At 70.6% G+C, this 16251-nt stretch carries 15 protein-coding genes; 1 reads left to right on the forward strand and 14 read right to left on the reverse strand.

What is annotated here, in order from left to right; translation table 11 throughout:
• Nucleotides 1-9 precede the first annotated feature (9 nt).
• The 6 genes from VED21_RS21520 to VED21_RS21545 all read right to left on the reverse strand — a co-directional run bounded on the left by VED21_RS21520 (nt 10) and on the right by VED21_RS21545 (nt 5277).
• Nucleotides 10-1026: a BMP family protein gene (locus tag VED21_RS21520; RefSeq protein ID WP_324885859.1), complete on the reverse strand. Its 1017-nt coding sequence runs from the start codon at nt 1024-1026 to the stop codon at nt 10-12.
• Nucleotides 1027-1178: 152 nt separating this feature from the next.
• Nucleotides 1179-1808 (reverse strand): uracil phosphoribosyltransferase, encoded by a 630-nt coding sequence (gene upp / locus VED21_RS21525; RefSeq protein WP_414638262.1) that lies wholly within the window; start codon nt 1806-1808, stop codon nt 1179-1181.
• 37 nt (nt 1809-1845) lie between these two features.
• A complete protein-coding gene (locus VED21_RS21530) occupies nt 1846-3021 on the reverse strand; it encodes a URC4/urg3 family protein (RefSeq protein WP_324885861.1) in 1176 nt (391 codons plus the stop codon).
• Nucleotides 3018-4277, reverse strand: a complete 1260-nt coding sequence (locus VED21_RS21535) for a GTP cyclohydrolase II (protein WP_324885862.1) — start codon at nt 4275-4277, stop codon at nt 3018-3020. Before VED21_RS21535 ends, VED21_RS21530 begins: the two co-directional genes overlap by 4 nt.
• A gap of 146 nt (nt 4278-4423) precedes the next feature.
• Nucleotides 4424-4792 carry a hypothetical protein gene (locus VED21_RS21540; RefSeq protein ID WP_324885864.1) on the reverse strand — a complete coding sequence of 123 codons (369 nt, stop codon included), beginning with the start codon at nt 4790-4792 and terminating at the stop codon, nt 4424-4426.
• 74 nt (nt 4793-4866) lie between these two features.
• Nucleotides 4867-5277 carry a hypothetical protein gene (locus tag VED21_RS21545; protein WP_324885866.1) on the reverse strand — a complete coding sequence of 137 codons (411 nt, stop codon included), beginning with the start codon at nt 5275-5277 and terminating at the stop codon, nt 4867-4869.
• 268 nt (nt 5278-5545) lie between these two features.
• Here VED21_RS21545 and bfr point away from each other — a divergent pair, with 268 nt between their 5' ends.
• A complete protein-coding gene (gene bfr / locus VED21_RS21550) occupies nt 5546-6022 on the forward strand; it encodes a bacterioferritin (protein WP_324885868.1) in 477 nt (158 codons plus the stop codon).
• 4 nt (nt 6023-6026) lie between these two features.
• On the opposite strand, the gene VED21_RS21555 is transcribed toward bfr, so the two are convergent.
• The 8 genes from VED21_RS21555 to cobN all read right to left on the reverse strand — a co-directional run bounded on the left by VED21_RS21555 (nt 6027) and on the right by cobN (nt 16222).
• Entirely contained in the window at nt 6027-6362 is a 336-nt protein-coding gene (locus VED21_RS21555; RefSeq protein WP_324885870.1) for a YnfA family protein, read from the reverse strand.
• Nucleotides 6363-6367: 5 nt separating this feature from the next.
• The gene (locus VED21_RS21560) at nt 6368-7468 is read right to left on the reverse strand and encodes a DUF1513 domain-containing protein (RefSeq protein ID WP_324885872.1); all 1101 of its coding nucleotides are present in this window, start codon (nt 7466-7468) and stop codon (nt 6368-6370) included.
• The gene (locus tag VED21_RS21565) at nt 7461-8567 is read right to left on the reverse strand and encodes an imelysin family protein (RefSeq protein WP_324885874.1); all 1107 of its coding nucleotides are present in this window, start codon (nt 8565-8567) and stop codon (nt 7461-7463) included. Before VED21_RS21565 ends, VED21_RS21560 begins: the two co-directional genes overlap by 8 nt.
• A gap of 28 nt (nt 8568-8595) precedes the next feature.
• Nucleotides 8596-9930, reverse strand: coding sequence for a di-heme oxidoredictase family protein (locus VED21_RS21570; RefSeq protein WP_324885876.1), 1335 nt, complete (start codon nt 9928-9930; stop codon nt 8596-8598).
• Nucleotides 9927-11198: an imelysin family protein gene (locus tag VED21_RS21575; RefSeq protein ID WP_324885878.1), complete on the reverse strand. Its 1272-nt coding sequence runs from the start codon at nt 11196-11198 to the stop codon at nt 9927-9929. Before VED21_RS21575 ends, VED21_RS21570 begins: the two co-directional genes overlap by 4 nt.
• Nucleotides 11199-11402: 204 nt before the next feature.
• Entirely contained in the window at nt 11403-11714 is a 312-nt protein-coding gene (locus VED21_RS21580; RefSeq protein ID WP_324885880.1) for a DUF2149 domain-containing protein, read from the reverse strand.
• Nucleotides 11711-12256: a MotA/TolQ/ExbB proton channel family protein gene (locus VED21_RS21585; protein ID WP_324885882.1), complete on the reverse strand. Its 546-nt coding sequence runs from the start codon at nt 12254-12256 to the stop codon at nt 11711-11713. The genes VED21_RS21580 and VED21_RS21585 overlap by 4 nt, the downstream gene beginning before the upstream one ends.
• Nucleotides 12257-12259: 3 nt before the next feature.
• Nucleotides 12260-16222 (reverse strand): cobaltochelatase subunit CobN, encoded by a 3963-nt coding sequence (cobN, locus tag VED21_RS21590; RefSeq protein ID WP_324885884.1) that lies wholly within the window; start codon nt 16220-16222, stop codon nt 12260-12262.
• Between the last annotated feature and the right edge of the window lie 29 nt (nt 16223-16251).

The raw sequence follows: 16251 nt of genomic DNA on the forward strand, positions 1-16251 counted from the left end.
ATTCGCCCTTTACATCGTCGACTTCGGCTCGTTGTCGTTGACCTTCACGGTGAACGTGCCGGAGCGGATCTCCTGCTCGCGCGCCTTCACCTTGGCCACCACCTCGGCCGGGACCTTGCCCTCGAAGGTGCCCAGCGGGGCGAGGCTGGAGCCGCCGTGCTTCATCATGCTGTAGGGGCCGTAGTCCTCGGCCTTGTAGGTGCCGGCCTGCACCGCCTTGATGGCGCGGTCCACCGACGGCTCCATGTGCCAGAGCGCACTGGCGACCACGGTGTCCGGGTACTGCGGCTGGGTGTTGATGACGTTGCCGATGGCCAGCACCTTGCGCTCCTTGGCGGCGTCGGAGACGCCGAAGCGCTCGGCGTACATCACGTCCGCCCCCCGGTCGATCATGGCGAAGGCCGCCTCCTTGGCCTTCGGCGGGTCGAACCAGGAGCCGATGAAGCTGACCGAGAACTTCACCGCCGGGTTCACCTCCTTCGCCCCCTCCATGAAGGCGTTCATCAGGCGGTTCACCTCCGGGATCGGGTAGCCGCCGACCATGCCGATCATGTTCGACTTGGTCATGGCGCCGGCGATCATGCCGGTCAGGTAGGCCGGCTCCTGGATGTAGTTGTCGAAGACGGAGAAGTTCGGCTCCTGCGGCTGGAAGCTGGAGCCCATGACGAAAGCGGTCTTGGGATAGTCCTTGGCCGCCGCGCGCGCCGCGCGCTCCACGCCGAACACCTCGCCGAAGATCAGCTGCCGGCCGCCCTCGGCGTACTGGCGCATGACGCGCTCATAGTCGGTGTTGGCGACCGACTCGGCCCAGACGTATTCGATCTCGCCGCGCGCCTCGGCGGCCTTCAGCGCCGTGTGGATGCGGCTGACCCACTGCTGCTCGATGGGCACGGTGTAGACGCCGGCCACCTTCAGCTTGGTCTGCGCCAGGGCCGGTGCGGCCACCGCCACGGCCGCCGCCGCGATACCGCCCAGGACCGCGCGCCGCGCGATCGTGAAACCCCCGAATTCCGAAAAAGCCCCCATGAAGAAACCCCCTCTGTCCATTGCCGTTCCGGCTTTGACACTGCAACAGGGATGCCAGCCACGGAGCACAGCGCTGCCGTCGCCGTTCCGGCGGGTGCGGGCATTCCACGGGCAGAGACGGTGACACGCGATCAAAAAGGCGGCAACCGGTATTACCGCGTTCCGAACATCCGGTCGCCGGCATCGCCCAATCCGGGCAGGATGTAGCCGTGTTCGTCCAGCCGTTCGTCCACCGATCCGGCGTAGACGGCCACGTCCGGGTGCGACTCGTGGAAGGTGCGCAGCCCCTCGGGTGCCGCCACCAGCACGGCCAGCCGGATCGACGCCGCCCCCGCCTCCTTCAGCCGGTGCACGGCGGCGGTCGCCGTGTGGCCGGTGGCCAGCATGGGGTCGACCAGGATCACCAGCCGCTCCTCGATGTCGCTCGGCACCTTGAAGAAGTACTCGATCGGCGTCAGCGTCTCCTGGTCGCGGTAGAGGCCGATGTGGCCGATGCGGGCGGAGGGAAGCAGGCTGCGCATGCCGTCCAGCATGCCCTGCCCCGCCCGCATGATCGACACCAGGCACAGCTTCTTGCCACTGAGCAGGGGTGCCTCGAACGTGGTGAGCGGCGTGGTGACCGGCCGCTCCTCCAGCGCCAGGTCGCGCGTCAGCTCGTACCCCATCAGGACGGAGACCTCGCGCACCACCTCGTGGAAACGGCCCGTCGGCGTCTCCCTGCGGCGCAGGATGGTCAGCTTGTGCTGGACCAGCGGGTGGTCGATGACGGTCAGCGTCGGTATGGGCCCTGGTTGCTTCGGCATGCGCGGCCTCTTCTTCTCAGAACACGGTTCCGTCGCTGCGGATGCGGATCGGCGGGCCGCCGTCCGGACGCAGGCGCCGCGCGATCACCCGCCCGGCCGTCCAGGTGCCGCCCTGCAGCACCTTGGCGAGCGGGAAGCCGGCCGCCGCCACCCCCAGCCGCCCGCGCACGGCGTCGGCGACGCGGTCGAGCAGCGCCACCGTCAGCGCCCGCCATTCCACCACCGCCGGGTCGTCGACCTCCAGCGCGTCGGTCAGGATGCGCGGCTCCCTGGGCACCAGCACGCCGGTGTCCACCAGCAGGCCGCCGTTGCGGTATTCCGGCAGCCCGGTCAGGCGGTCCAGGTCCGTGACACGGATCCCAGCACCCTCCAGCGGCTCCACCAGCGAATAGCTCAGCCATTGCGACAGCTTGTGGAAGGGCACCAGCCCGCCCGCCGGATGCCGCCAGACGTCGCCCAGGTTGACACCGTCCAGCACGATCCGCCCCGGCCAGATCGGCCCCAGCCGTCGCAGCACGATCGCCAGAATGGCGGGCGCCGGCAGCGCGCCGCCCACGGCCTGCCGCTTCAGGTCGTCGTACAGGTCGCCGACACGCCCCCCCGGCCCCAGCGCCTCGCCCAGCCGCCGCAGCAGGGCCGCGCGCCCCTCCAGCCCGACCAGCGGGTTGTCGCCGGATACCTGGAAGCCGCGCGCCAGATCCGCTTCCCCGACGCCGGCCAACGCCGCCGCGTCGGCGCGGAGCGGATTGCGCGGATCGGCGGAGAAGGCCCCCGCGCGGAACATGTCGAAGCTGGCGATGGCCAGCCCTTCGGAGCGCGCCAGCTCCGCCCCGCCGGCGGCATCACGATAGCGCCAGCGGTCCCCGGCGCCTGCGTCCAGCAGCACGCTGGTCACCGTGAGGTCGAAGCGGATGCGCGCGACTTCGTCGGCATCCTCGTTCAGCCCGGCCGCCAGCCCCGCCCAGCGGTCCTCCCCGCCCACCACGAAGTGCCGCCAGCGGCTGTGGTAGGGCACGTCCAGGTCCGGGTAGGCGGCGCGCGTCACCTCGGCCACCAGATCGGCGGCCGCGCCCAGCCGCTCCGGCCGCACCGCGAAATGCGCCAGTTCGCCCCGTTCGCCCAGGTCCAGCAGGGCGTGCGCCCGCTCGCGCACGGCGTCGGCGGACAGCAGCCAGGAGACGTCCGCGCTCAATCCGTCAGCCCCCGGCCCTTGGCCGCCGCCAGTTCCTCCGGCGTCGGCACCGTGGGGGTGAAGTAGCCGGCGGCCTTCTTGGCGTCCATCTCCACCTTGGCGTCGTCGGGGATCAGCTCGTCCGGGATGGGAATCTGCTCGACGATCTCGATGCCGGCGCGGCGCAGCGCGTCGGACTTCATGTTGCTCATGGACACCATGCGGTCGATGCGCGTCACGCCCAGCCAGTGGAAGACGTCCGGCATCAGCTCCTGGAAGCGCATGTCCTGCACGCCGGCCACGCACTCCGTCCGCTCGAAATAGGCTTCCGCCCGGTCGCCGCCGGGCTGGCGCTTGCGGGCGTTGTAGACCAGGAACTTGGTCACCTCGCCCAGCGCCCGCCCCTCCTTGCGGTTGTAGACGATGAGGCCGACGCCGTCCTCCTGCGCCGTGCGGATGCACTCCTCGATGCCGTGCGTCAGGTAGGGGCGGCAGGTGCAGATGTCGGAGCCGAAGACGTCCGACCCGTTGCACTCGTCGTGCACCCGGCAGGCCAGCCGGTGCCTCGTGTCGCCGATGGCCGCCGGATCGCCCAGGATGTAGACGGTCTGCCCGTTGATCGGCGGCAGGAAGACCTTCAGGTCGGACCGCGTCACCAGTTCGGGGAACATGCCGCCGGTGTGCTCAAACAGGCCGCGGCGCAGGGCGCTCTCGCTGATGCCGAAGCGCTTGGCCACACCGGGCAGGTACCACACCGGCTCGATGGCGATCTTGGTGACGCGCGCGTCGCCGCTGTCCAGCAGGATCCTGCCGTCGGGTTTCAGCCGGCCGGCCTGCATGGCCTCGGCCAGTTCCGGCACCTTGATGCGCGCCTTGGTCACCGCGATGGTCGGCCGCACGTCGACGCCGCGGTCCAGGTGATCCTTGAAGGCCTCGCTCACCACGTGGCCGAAGGGGTCGATGGAGACGATCTTTTCCGGATCGAACCACTGCGGGTGCGGCCCGATGGCCTCGGCCGGCGCCGTGTTCGTCAGGTCCGGCACGTGGTAGGCGCTGAGCTGCCCGGCCGCCACCGCCAGCGCCCGGTAGACGGCGTAGCTGCCGGCGTGCGCGCCGATGGCGTTGCGGTGCGACGGGTCGGACAGGGAGGCGACGACCGGCCCGCGCTCCGCGGCACTGGCGGCCCCCCAGTGCACGGGGGTGTGGCGTGGCCGGGCACCGCCCGGGTGCGAGGTCAGGACGATGTGTCTCGGCGGCTGGTTGCGGCGGCTCTCCATCTCGCGGCCCTCGATGCACTCGAATGCGACATGGTGACACACTCGGGCGCCCAAGCAATACGGGACAAAGGGCCAGTCGCCCCGACATTCAGCAGAGGGCCCTTCAGCAGGGGGCCTTCAGCAGTGGGGCCTTCAGCAGGTTCCGTTCAACACGTCCCCATGGGCCGCATGGTCGCCAGTTCGCCGCGCGGGCCGGTGGACCGGCGCTCCTCGCGGTGCGCGCGGACCAAGTCGGTGGCGGCGGCGACGCACACCTGCTCGATCTCGCTGCGCGCCTCTTCCGGGTCGGCGGGGTAGCCGCGCCGGTCCGGCGGGGTCACCAGCGTCCACGCCTCCTCCGGCTCGCCGATCAGGCGCATCCAGGTGCCGCGCCCGTCCTCGCCGGTGCGGAACTCCGCCGCCACGGCGAAATCCGCGTCCTCGTCCGTCGTCAGCAGCATGGTCCAGCGCCAGCCGCACGGCCCGTGCCGCACGATGGACAGCCGGATGTTGGCCTCCACGTCCTGCTTCTCCATAGCCTTCTCCTGCCGTCACCCGAGGGCAGGATGGACGACCAGTCGTTAAGATCACGCTACGTTTGCATGCCCAGCTATGCAGCCGTGCCGAGGCTGGTCAGCGTTCCGGCGTTGGGGCAGACCGCATGGTGTTCCGCCGCCGGCGCGCCGGCCGCGATCAGGCGCCGGCATTGCCGCACCGTCGGGCAGGCGCTGCACACCCGCTGCAGGTCCCACAAAAGGTCACGACGCCGTTCGTCCAGCCAGACGGCGTCGACGCCGTTCAGGCGCAGCGCTTCCGGCAGAAGCTCCGCCACGTGGCCGGAACGGTCGAGCACGCACGGCAGGTCGCTCTCGCACAGCCCCACCTCGGCCAGCACGCGTTCCCGGTCGCGCGGCTCCATGGTGTCGAGCGCGCGGCGCTCGGCGCGCCGCAGCATGACCCGCCGCAGCCAGGACGGGCGCGGGATCGCCGGGGAGTGCAAGCCGGTCTGAACGTTCGCCATGGCACGAAACCTCCTTGTCGCCGAGCTTCAGCCTAGCGGACGGTCCGGAGGGCGGCTTTGACCGCGATCAAGCCTTGCGCCTGCCCAAAACAGCGGCAAGTCGTCATTTGACAATAGTTCTCATTCGCATATGCGCCAGGACTGAATAAATTGGGTCCGTCTTGCCGATACTTGACGGTGCGCTATCTGCATGTCACCGGCATCTTAGACCAGCCCCAGACAAACCTTCCGGCTCTGCTTCCCAAAGACCCATACAGGAGAAGGGACAATGAAGGGCGATCCGCAGGTCATCGCGCACCTGAACAAGATCCTCACCAACGAGCTGACCGCCATCAACCAGTACTTCCTGCACGCGCGCATGCTGAAGAACTGGGGCCTGAAGCGGATCGCCCACAAGATCTACGAGGAATCCATCGGCGAGATGAAGCACGCCGACAAGGTGATCGAGCGGATCCTGTTCCTGGAAGGGCTGCCCAACCTGCAGGACCTGGGCAAGCTGATGATCGGCGAAGACCTGCCGGAGATGCTGACCAACGACCTGAAGAGCGAGCACACCGCCCGCGACGGCCTGATCGAGGCGATCGCCCACTGCGAATCCGTGCGCGACTATGAAACGCGCGACCAGCTGGAAGACCTGCTGGAGGACACGGAGGAGCACATCGACTGGCTGGAAACCCAGCTCGACCTCATCCAGCGCATCGGCCTCCAGGCCTACCAGCAGGAACAGCTGTACAAGGACAGCTGAGCCCTCACACCGGCGCGGCGCGCGGCCCGAACAGGATGACGGCCGCGCCGCCCAGGCACAGCGCGGCGCCCAGCAGGTCCCAATGGTCGGGCCGCTGGCCCTCGACTGCCCACAGCCAGACCAGCGACGCGGCGATGTAGACGCCGCCATAGGCCGCGAAGGCGCGCCCGGCGAAGGCGGCGTCCACGCGCGTCAGCAGCCACGCGAACAGCATCAGGCTCAGCACGCCCGGCACGACCCACAGCGGCGACTTGCCCAGGCGCAGCCACGCCCAGAAGGCGAAGCACCCGGCGATCTCGCCCACCGCCGCCCCCGCATAGACCAGGATCGCCGACGCCATGCCCGTCACGACCGCATCGGCGTCAAATGGTTGTCCCAGCGCAGGCCGGCCGAGTCATGCCGCGCCCCGGCGTCGCGCCCGTCCGCGGCCAGCAGCGCCAGCGTGCCATGGCCGCTGGTGGCGACACAGCGGCCATCGGTCCACGCGATGCCGCAGCCGTCCGGCAGCGACGCGGCACCCAGCCAGTGCCCGCCCGCATCCCAGAACCCCACCAGCCCGCCGCGCGGCGAACTGGCCGCGATGGTCTGCCCGTCCGACGCCATGCTGCCGACATAGCCCTCGAAGCGCGCCAGCACGTCCTGCGGCAAGTCGAGCAGGCGGACGGCCCCGCCGCCCGGCCGGTGCGTGCCGACCAGCGGCTGGAGCGCGCCCGTCGGCCGCTCGTCCTGCGTGCCGAAGGCGACCGAACCGTCGGCCAGCACCGCCAGATGCCGGATGCCGAGGTTGGCGTGCTCCTCCGGCAGGCGTGCCTGGTCGATCAGGCGCCCGCTCGCCACCTCGACGTAGGTGAGCGACGCGTCCATGTCGTCCAGGTTCAGCTTGGCGCGGCCCGTGTCGGGGTGGGTGATGACGCCGCCGTTGGCCACCGCCAGCACGCGCCCGCCGTCCATCGCCACCAGCTCGTGCGGGCCGATGCCGTGCGTCGGCAGGACGCCGATGCGGCGGTAGCCGTCCGTGGCGTCGTACACGGCGATGGCGCCCGTCTCGCGCGGCACGTCGTCCTCGGCCACGTACAGCAGCCGGCCATCGGCGGAGAACACGCCGTGCCCTGTGAAGCGCCGGTCGTCCGGCACCGCCACCGGCGCGCCCGCCGCACCCGTCGCCAGATCGACGGGCACGAACCAGCGCCCCGGCCGCCGCGCGAAGACCACCGCCTGCGCCCGCGCCGGGTTCGGCACCACCGCGTGCGCCCGGCCCGGCAGCGCCGTGGCGAAGGCCACGGTGCCGTCCGCGTCCAGCGCCGCCACGCCATAACCCGGCTTGTCGCCCGCCGTCGCATAGGCCGTCAGGAATCTCGGCCCCGCTTCGGCCCGCGTGGGCAGCGGAACCGCCATCAGGGCCGCCATGCCGCCGAAACCGGCCAGCAGGCGGCGCCGGTCAATCACCGTCCAGCTCATTGAACCCCAGTGTCACGCCGATGAGGGGGGGAAGCTTCTGCACCAGCACGGTCTGGATGCCCTTGGCGGCGCGGAACGCCGCCTCGACCGCCTTGCGCTGCTTCGGATCGGCGACCGCCTTGTCCAGCGGCGCCGGAACGGCCTTCACCGCCGCCGCGGCGTCGTCGAAGGCCTTGACCACCGCCTTGCGGGCCGCCGTGCCGTCGGCGTTGTCGGGCAGCAGGGCGGCGAAGCCCGGCCCGCCATCCTCGCCCAGCACCATGGCGCGCATGGCTGCGAGGTTGATCGCGATGTTCTTCAGCGACCGCCCGGCGCGCGCCGATTCCGCCAGCGCCGGCTTGGCGTCGGCGGGGCTCTCCCCCAGCGGGATCAGCAGCTTCTGGTCGACCACCACCTGCAGCGCCGTGACCAGCGAGGCGTAGAGGTTGTCCACCGCCTCCCTGGCCGACGCGCCCACCGGCGTCGCCGCGCCCGCCACCAGCTGCGGCCCCAGCGCCGACCAGCCGTCGCGCACCTCGGCGCCCAGCTTCGCCACGTTGCGCGCCACCGCCAGCGTCACCGCGCAGCGATGGCCGCCGGCCTCGCCGGCAAAGGAGGCCGCCGTCACGCCGTCGCCGAACAGCAGCCGCTCGACGGCGGTCAGGCCCTGCACGGCCGCACTCTGCTTGGCGAAGGCGTCGGGCTCCAGCGCCTTGGGATCGCGGGCGGCCAGCAGCTGCTCGACCTGCCGGGCGACGATGTTGCGCCGCTCCGGCCAGAAGGCGATGCGGTCGGAGCGCATCTCCAGCAGCAGCGGCCCCGGCCGCACGTGCTGCACGCCGGCCCAGGCGTCCATGGCCGCACCATAACCGGCCCGCGCACCCTCCAGCCCGGCGCCATCGGGGGCGGCGCAGAACCGCTCCACCCGCGCGGCGAGGTCGGCCGTCGCCGTGGCCAGCGCGCCGGCGCGCTTCTCCACGTGCGTGCGGACCAGCCCGGCCAGCAGGTTCTTGTCCTGCTCCGCCGTGCGCGCCTGCGCCGGCAAGGCCGGCAGCAGAAGCGCCGCGGCCACGGCCGGCACCAGCGCCAGGAACAGTCGACGTCGCATCACCCGATACCCCTTCACCAAAAGACACCTACAGGGACAGCACGAACCGGATCAGCCGCTGCCGCTCGGCGCGCGACAGGGCCACGAACGCGCGGCGCGCGCCTTCCGCCTCCCCGCCGTGCCACAGGATGGCCTCGGCGACGCTGCGGGCGCGACCGTCGTGCAGCAGCGCCAGCCGCCCGTCCTCGCCGGCCAGCCGGTTCATGCCCCACAGCGGCGCCGTGCGCCACTCGCGCCCGGACGCCAGGCCGGCCGCCACGCCGTCGGCCAGCGCGTCGCCCATGTCGTGCACCAGCAGGTCGGTATAGGGAAAGATCGTCCGCTTGGACAGGTGCGGCGCCGCCGCATCCCCGGCCGTGGTGAAGGAGGGGCGGTGGCACGCGGCGCAGCCGGCGGCATCGAACAGCTCCGCCCCCTTGGCCTTCGGCGCCTCCAGCCCCCCGCCCGGCGGCAGGTCGCGCAGGTAGCCGTCCACCAGCGCCAGCATGCTGGAAGGGATCTCCAGCCCCTCGAACTGCGGAGAATCGCCGTGCGGCGCGCCGCGGCAGGCATCCTGCGCCGCCGTGCAGTCGGCCCAGGCGGCAGGGAAGTGCGGCGTGGACATGCCGATGTCCAGGCTGAACGCCTCGGCGTCCTGGTAGCTGAGCGTCGGGTTGGCCGCCTTCCAGCCGAACCGGCCGAGGGCGCCGGCCGCCGTGCGGTTGGCGCGGCCGGAGATGCCGTCGCCGTCGCGGTCGTCGGGGTCCTCCTGCGCCAGGATGGCGTCCTCCGGCACGCGCTCCAGCAGGCCCAGGCCGCGCACCGGCGGCGCCACGCGCGGCGACAGCGCCGCCGCCCCGGCCAGCGCGCCGTAGCCGAGGTCGGCGACACCCCAGGTGGGCCGGCGCAGCACGGTGACGGAGCCGTCGGGGAACGGCACCTTCTCGTCGCGCCATTTGACGGTGGGGCGCCCTTCCGGCACCTGTCCGGGGGTGCCCAGCGCCTGGATCTGCCGGCCGTACACCGGATCGTCGTTCAGGCGCAGGGCGAAGCCCACGCCGAAATCCTGCGGGTCGCGGCCGGCGGGCGGATGGCCGCGCCCGGCCTGCGGGTGGCAGGCGGCACAGGAGCGCGCGTTGTACAGCGGCCCCAGCCCGTCCGCCGCCTGCGTGGCGGTGGGGGCGGCGACCCACAGCCGCTCGAACACCGCCTGCCCGATGCCGAAGTCCAGCTCGTCGGCAACGGCAGATGCGGCGGCGCCCGAAAGCGCCGCCGCTGCAACAAGGCCTGCAATCCCGGACCTCCACCCCCGTCCCGGCCGCCGCGGCAGGAGGGGATCGGAACCGTCGCCGGACACGGGACGGGGGCGAAGCCCGCAGATCACTTGGTCTTCACTTTCGAGGGCTTGTCGAGGCTGTCGGAACCGAGGATGTCGATCTTAACGCCGATCTTGGCGACCGCACCCTCCAGCGCCTTCTTCTGGTCGACCAGACGGTCCACCGCCGCGGCCACGAGGCGGTTGCCCTCGTCGTTGCCGGCGCCGATCATCTGGTCATAGGCCATCTTGCCGCCGTCGGCGGTGTCCTTGATCGCCTGCATGGCCTTCACGGTGGCGTCCAGGCTGGCGCGGACCTTCGCGTCGGATTCCGCGTCCTTGGCCGCCACGTACTGCGACAGCGACGGGCCGGAGACGACGCTGCCGTCCGTGCGCTTGTACTGGCCGGTGTAGACGTTCACCATGCCGATCTGGTCGTAGTAGTGCGAGTTGTGCGTGTTGTCGGAGAAGCAGTCGTGCTCCTCCTCCGGGTCGTGCAGCATGAGGCCCAGCTTCATGCGCTCGCCCGCCAGTTCCCCGTAGCTGAGGCTGCCGAGACCCGTGAGGATGCGGGCGATGCCCTTCTTCTCGCCGGCCTTGGCGATCGACTCGCGCGCCTTGCCCTTCGCACCCCAGGCCTTGGCCATCTCCTCCAGGTCGGCGACCAGCAGGTCGGTGGCGACCGTCAGGAACTGCACGCGGCGGTCGCAGTTGCCGTTGGTGCAGTTGGCGGTGGAGAAGTCGGTGGCCTTGCGCGCACCCGCACCCGGACCGGTGCCGTTCAGGTCCTGGCCCCACAGCAGGAACTCGATGGCGTGATAGCCGGTGGCGACGTTCGCCTCCACCTTGCCGGCTTCCTGCAGCTTGTCGGCCAGCAGGGCGGGCGTGATCTTGCCGGCGTCGATGGTCTTGCCGCCGGCGCGGATCTTCTTGTTGGCGATGACGTTGGCGGTGCCGTACGGGTTGTTCTCGCTGGCGCCGTAGGAGGCGTCGACGTAGTCGATCAGGCCCTCGTCCAGCGGCCAGGCGTTGACCTTGCCTTCCCACTTGTCGACGATCGGGTTGCCGAAGCGGAACGCTTCGGTCTGCATGTACGGCACGCGGGCGACGACCCACGCCTGACGGGCCTTGGCCAGCGTCTCCTCGGTCGGGTTGGCGACCAGCGCGTCCACGGCGGCCTTCAGCGCCTTGGCCCCACCCAGCGCGTCCTCGTAGGAGGCCTGCGCGATGTCGGCGTAGTTCTTGAGGATGTCCTTGGCCGCCGGGGCCTGCGCGTGCGCGGCGAGCGGAAGCAGGACGGCGGCAACGGCGACGAAGCCGGCAACGCGCTTTTTCATGTGGGGGACTCTCCTGAACACGTCTGCGAAAGAATGAAACTGCGACTAAGTCGCATTAACACAGCCAGATTGTGGGTATCTGTCAAGCGTGAAGTTGGGCGACCGACGTTGGGTTTTCGGCCTGCGGCCTCAACCCAACCTACGGAGCGCCTGTAGGTTGGGTTGAGCGTCAGCGAAAACCCAACGCCGGCCGCCCGGCATCCCTCACTCCGGCACGTACAGCATGGACCCGTCCTTCAGGCGGTAGGCGACGCCGGCCTTGGTGCCCTCGCCCTGGCCGACGCTGCCGCTGGATTTGTAGCGGTCCAGCTTCTGGCCGTCCTTGACGACGATCTCCATGTCCGGCTGGCCGGGGTTCTTGATCATCGTCACCTTGTCGTGGCTGAACGGGTTCATCGGGTTGTTGGCCGCCGCCAGCAGCAGCGCGGCGATGATCACCAGGAACACGTCGATGAGGTTGACGACCGACAGGATCGGGTCATCGGCCTCCGCCTCCTCCAGGAGCTTCAGGCTCATTCCGCGCTCTCCTGCGCGAGGCCATGCACGGCGTCGGCGGCGCCCGCACCGGCGGTACCCCGGCCGGCCCGGCAGCGTTCGATCTCCAGCAGCTCCTCGGCGTACCAGCGGCGGCGCACGTTGACGACGAGGTAGGTCAGCGACGCCGCGATCAGCGCCAGGATGACGGCGGAGAACGCCACGGTCAGGTTGGCGCTGACCGCCGACAGCTGCCCGTCGGCCAGCGCGGTCAGCGCCGGCCCCATCGGGATCATGGTGGCGACGAGGCCCAGCATCGGCGCCACGCGCGTGGCGATGCGCAGCACCTCCAACCGCTTGAAGGCCAGCGTCTCCAGCTCGGTCGGGGTCAGGCGGCGGTCGTCCTTCCAGGCGGCGCGCAGGTCGAAGCCGGCCGGGTCGCCGGCGCGGCGCTGGCGCGCCTGCCACAGGAACGCCCCCAGCGCGTAGAAGGAGTAGAGGAACAGCGCGATCACCGCCAGCAGCACCGGCAGCATGAAGACCTGACTGGCCTGATAGAGCAACGTCTCGATGGATGCCTGCACGGGTCAAAGTCCTCGCGTGTACGGGGTGTTGAAGGGATGGGCCGGCGGGGAGCGGCGCGCCTGGCGCAGCATCCCGCCGGCAAAGGCTGCGGCGATGAGGGCAAAGGCGAACGCCGTCGGCCACGGGGCCGGCGCCGGGACGGCCTCCGGCGTTTCCTGCTTCTCGAGCCGCTGGCCCTGTACGGTCTGCGCCTGGGGTTCGGCGGGCTGGGCCTCGGGCGGCTGCGCCGGGTTCTCCTGCGGCGGCGCCCCGGCGTTCAGGCCGAATCCGGCGGCCTGCTGCACGAACTCGCGGAACTTCTCGTTCTCGCTGACCACGTCGAAGCGCTGCGACAGCTCCTGCCAGCGCTGCGCCAGCTCGGCCACCGTCTGCGCGTCGGCCTGCCAGTATTCCTTGCGCACGGCTTCCAGCATGCGTTCGATGATCTGGGCCTGGGCGTGCGGGTTGTTCTTCTCGAACCACTCCTTCATGCCCATCTTGTACTTGTCGTCGACGTAGACGGCCTTGAACTCGGCCCACTGGTCGTCGCGCACCACCTCCGGCGCGGTGGCCTGCCAGCCCCAGAAGTTGTTGACGGTGCCCAGGACCTCCAGCGTGCCGCTGTAGCCCTGCTTCTGCATCTCCGCGATCCAGCCGGGGTGGAAGTAGCGGCCCTTCAGCTCCTTGGACAGGAAGCCCGCCGCCGTCTCCGTGCGCACGTTGCCGCTGTCGCGCAGGTTGGAGATGTAGAGTTCCGGCGACTTGCCCGTCAGCTGCCGCACCGCCAGCCCGATGCCGCCCAGGTATTGGAACGGATCATCCGTGGTCAGCATGCCGTAGAGGTTGGAGCTGCGCGACAGAAGCGCCCCGTCGATGCCCTTCAGATGCTCGGCATAGGCGTTGACCGGCGGCTTCTCGCCCCACTTGGACTCGTCTGGCCCATAGGCGAACTGCATGCGGTTGAGGTAGAGGGTCGCCAGCTTGCGGTCGCCCTCCTTCCGGTCCTCCTTGCCGTCCGCCCCCGTGCCCCAGCTGTCGGAGGCCAGCGTCGCCTCGTCCAGCCCGGTGCCATAGGCGCCGGATTCGGACGAGAAGACGCGCGTCTGCGCGAAGCGCCTGGCCTGATCCGCCGGCACGCCCTGGCCGACCAGCGTCGCCTCGATGGCGCGGGTGTTGGCGGCCACGGCGTTGCCGGGTTCGTCCAACTCGCCGGCCTTCTTCGCGGCCTCGGCCAGCATCTTCATGACCTGCGGGAAGTGGTCGCGGTAGAGGCCGGTGGCGGAGATCACCGCGTCCACCCGCGGCCGGCCCAGTTCGGCGGCCGGGATCGCCTCCACCCCCGTGATCCGCCCGCCGGCGTCCCACACCGGGCGGAAGCCCATGACCGCCAGTGCTTGCGCCTCCAGCATGCCGAAGTGGCGCATGGTCTCCACCGACCACAGGGTGAAGGCCAGCTTCTCCGGGAAGCGGCCGTGCGTCTGCTTGTGCTGGGCGATCAGCTTCTCCGCCGCGTCGCGCCCGGCCTCCCACGCCTGTTTGGTGGGCACGCGCGAGGGGTCGAAGCCGTAGAGGTTGCGCCCCGTCGGCAGGCTGTCCGGGTTCTTGATCGGGTCGCCGCCGTAGGAGGTGGCGACGTGCCGCCCGTCCAGCGCCGCAAGCAGCGCGTCGTTCTCCGCATTGCCGGACAGCGCGGCCCAGTGCCGCCGCCCCGCCTCCAGCAGCTCCGCCAGCTTCGGGTCGCCCGTGAACGGCTCGGCCCGGCGGATGTGGCGGTCGAGCAGCGTCCAGGCCGCCGTCTCCTTCAGCTTGGTGTAATCGGTGACGACCATCTCCTCCGGGTCGTCCGGCATCAGCGCGGCCAGCAGCGGCTTGCCCAGCATCTGCATCACGGTGAACAGCCGCAGGTCCGCGTCGTGCGGCTTGCCGAAGGTGGCGAGGCCCAGCGGCTGCTGGTGCAGCGCCAGATCGTGCAGATGCGTGTGCAGCGTGTCGGTGAAGGGCTTCAGGTCGCGCTCCGCCGCCGCGAGGTCGACGGCCATGTCCTTGTCCAGGTTCAACTCGCGCACCAGCGCCAGCATGTCGCGCGCCGTGGCGGCGCGGACCTCCCCCTCCTCCATGTTCAGCCAGCTGTGCAGCAGGTCGTGCAGGCGGTTGATGTCGCCGTGCAGCCCGGCCGGCGCGAAGGCCGGCGTGGCGTGGGAGATGGTCACCGCCCGCCCGCGCCGCTTGGTCTGCAGCGCCTCGCCGATGTTGTCGACGATGTACGGGTAGACCACCGGCGTGTCGCCCAGCACGAGGTAGGGGTAGTCGGTGACCGACAGCCCGCGCTCCTTGCCCGGCTGCCACTCCTCCGTCCCGTGCGTGCCGTAGTGGACCAGCGCGTGCGCCCCGAACTGCTCGCGCGCCCACAGGTAGGCGGCGAGGTAGAAGTGCGAGGGCGGCACCTTGGTGTCGTGGTACATCGCCTTCTCGCGGTCATCCATCTTCTCCCCGCGCGGCGGCTGCGGCAGGATGGTGACGTTGCCCAGCTTCAGGCGCGGCACGACGAAGGCCGGCTCGCCGTTCACCTCCATCGCCATGGCGGACTTCGCCGGGTCGCCGAAGCGCTCCATGATCGGCGTCCGCACCGCCTCCGGCAGCGCGTCGAACCACGCGCGGTAGCGGGCGATGGGCAGCGCGTCCGCCAGCCCCTTGTCCAGCAGCGCCTTCAACTGCCCGTCGCGGTAGTAGGCCGACAGCAGCGCCGTCAGTTCCTCGACCAGCGCATCCTCGCCGCGCGGCTCGACCGTGTAGCCGTGCGCCTGCATGGCAGCCAGCGTGCTCTCCAGGCTGCGCGGCAGATTGAGGAAGGAGGCGCCCAGGTTCTTCTCGCCCGGCGGATAGTTCCAGAAGAAGACCGCCGCCTTCTTCTCCGCCATCGGCACGCGGCGCAGCCGCGCCAGGGCCGCCGCCTTGTTCACGACCGACTGCAGCTGGGCGTCGATCGCCACCACGTCGCCGTCCGACTTGCGGGTGAAGGCGGCGACCAGCGGGTCGACGATGCCCGCGTATTCCGGCTGGGCGAGGTAGAACGGCACGTCCATGGGCGTCACGCCGATGGGGTCCTGCTCCCAGTCCGCCTGTTCCCCCTTGCGGTAGGGCATGGCCTGGATGACGGGGATGCCCAGGCGCTCGAACTCCGCCTTGCGGCCTTCCGGGTTCAGGACGATCTGCGTGTTGATCAGCACGTCGAGGATCGGCACGCCGTCCACCGAGGCGAGGCGCGTGATGTCGCCGTTGGTCATGGCCGGGGCGTAGATCGCCAGCGCCACCGCACCCGTCTTCTCGATCCGGCGCACCGTCTCGTCCAGGAAGCCGGTCAGCTCCGCGCCCAAGTGTGCTTGATGGAACAGAACGCCGATCACCGGCGGGCGGTTGGCAACGTCCATCGGCCGCCACGCCAGATAGTCCTTCAGTTCGGCAAAGACCCGGCCGGGGTGGTCGGGGTGGTAGACGCCGGCCTCCGGGAACACCTGCGGCTCCGGGCAGTCGGGACCGGGCGCGCCGAACTGCCGGCGGGCGATCTGGCACAGGAACCCGGCGAAGTTCGCCCGCCCGCCGTTGGTGTAGTAGCCGTGCAGGAGCGTGGCCGTCTCCTCCGCCACGCCGTTCTGCTCGGTGCCCTTGGACTGGATCCACACCCAGGGCGCCGTGATGCCCTTCAGCATCGGCGACAGCCGCGCCCGCATCTGCGCCAGCGCGGAGCCGTAGGGCGCGTCGATGACGATCAGGTCGTGGCGCGACAGGTCCGCCGCCTTGGTGTCCGCCGCCATCCTGTCGACGAACAGGTATTCCATGTCGATGCCCAGCTCGCGCGCCAGCGGCTCGATGCGCTGGAACTTGCCGGGCTGCGTCGGCGGGGCGGACAGGAACAGCACGCTCTTGCCCCACGCCGGCGTGGCGAAGGCCAGGAACGCGGAGAGCAGCAGCAGGACCAGCCGGTTCATCGACAAACCCTTCCTTGAATGAAGGCGGC

The organism is Azospirillum sp., from assembly GCF_035627195.1.
Taxonomy (GTDB): domain Bacteria; phylum Pseudomonadota; class Alphaproteobacteria; order Azospirillales; family Azospirillaceae; genus Azospirillum.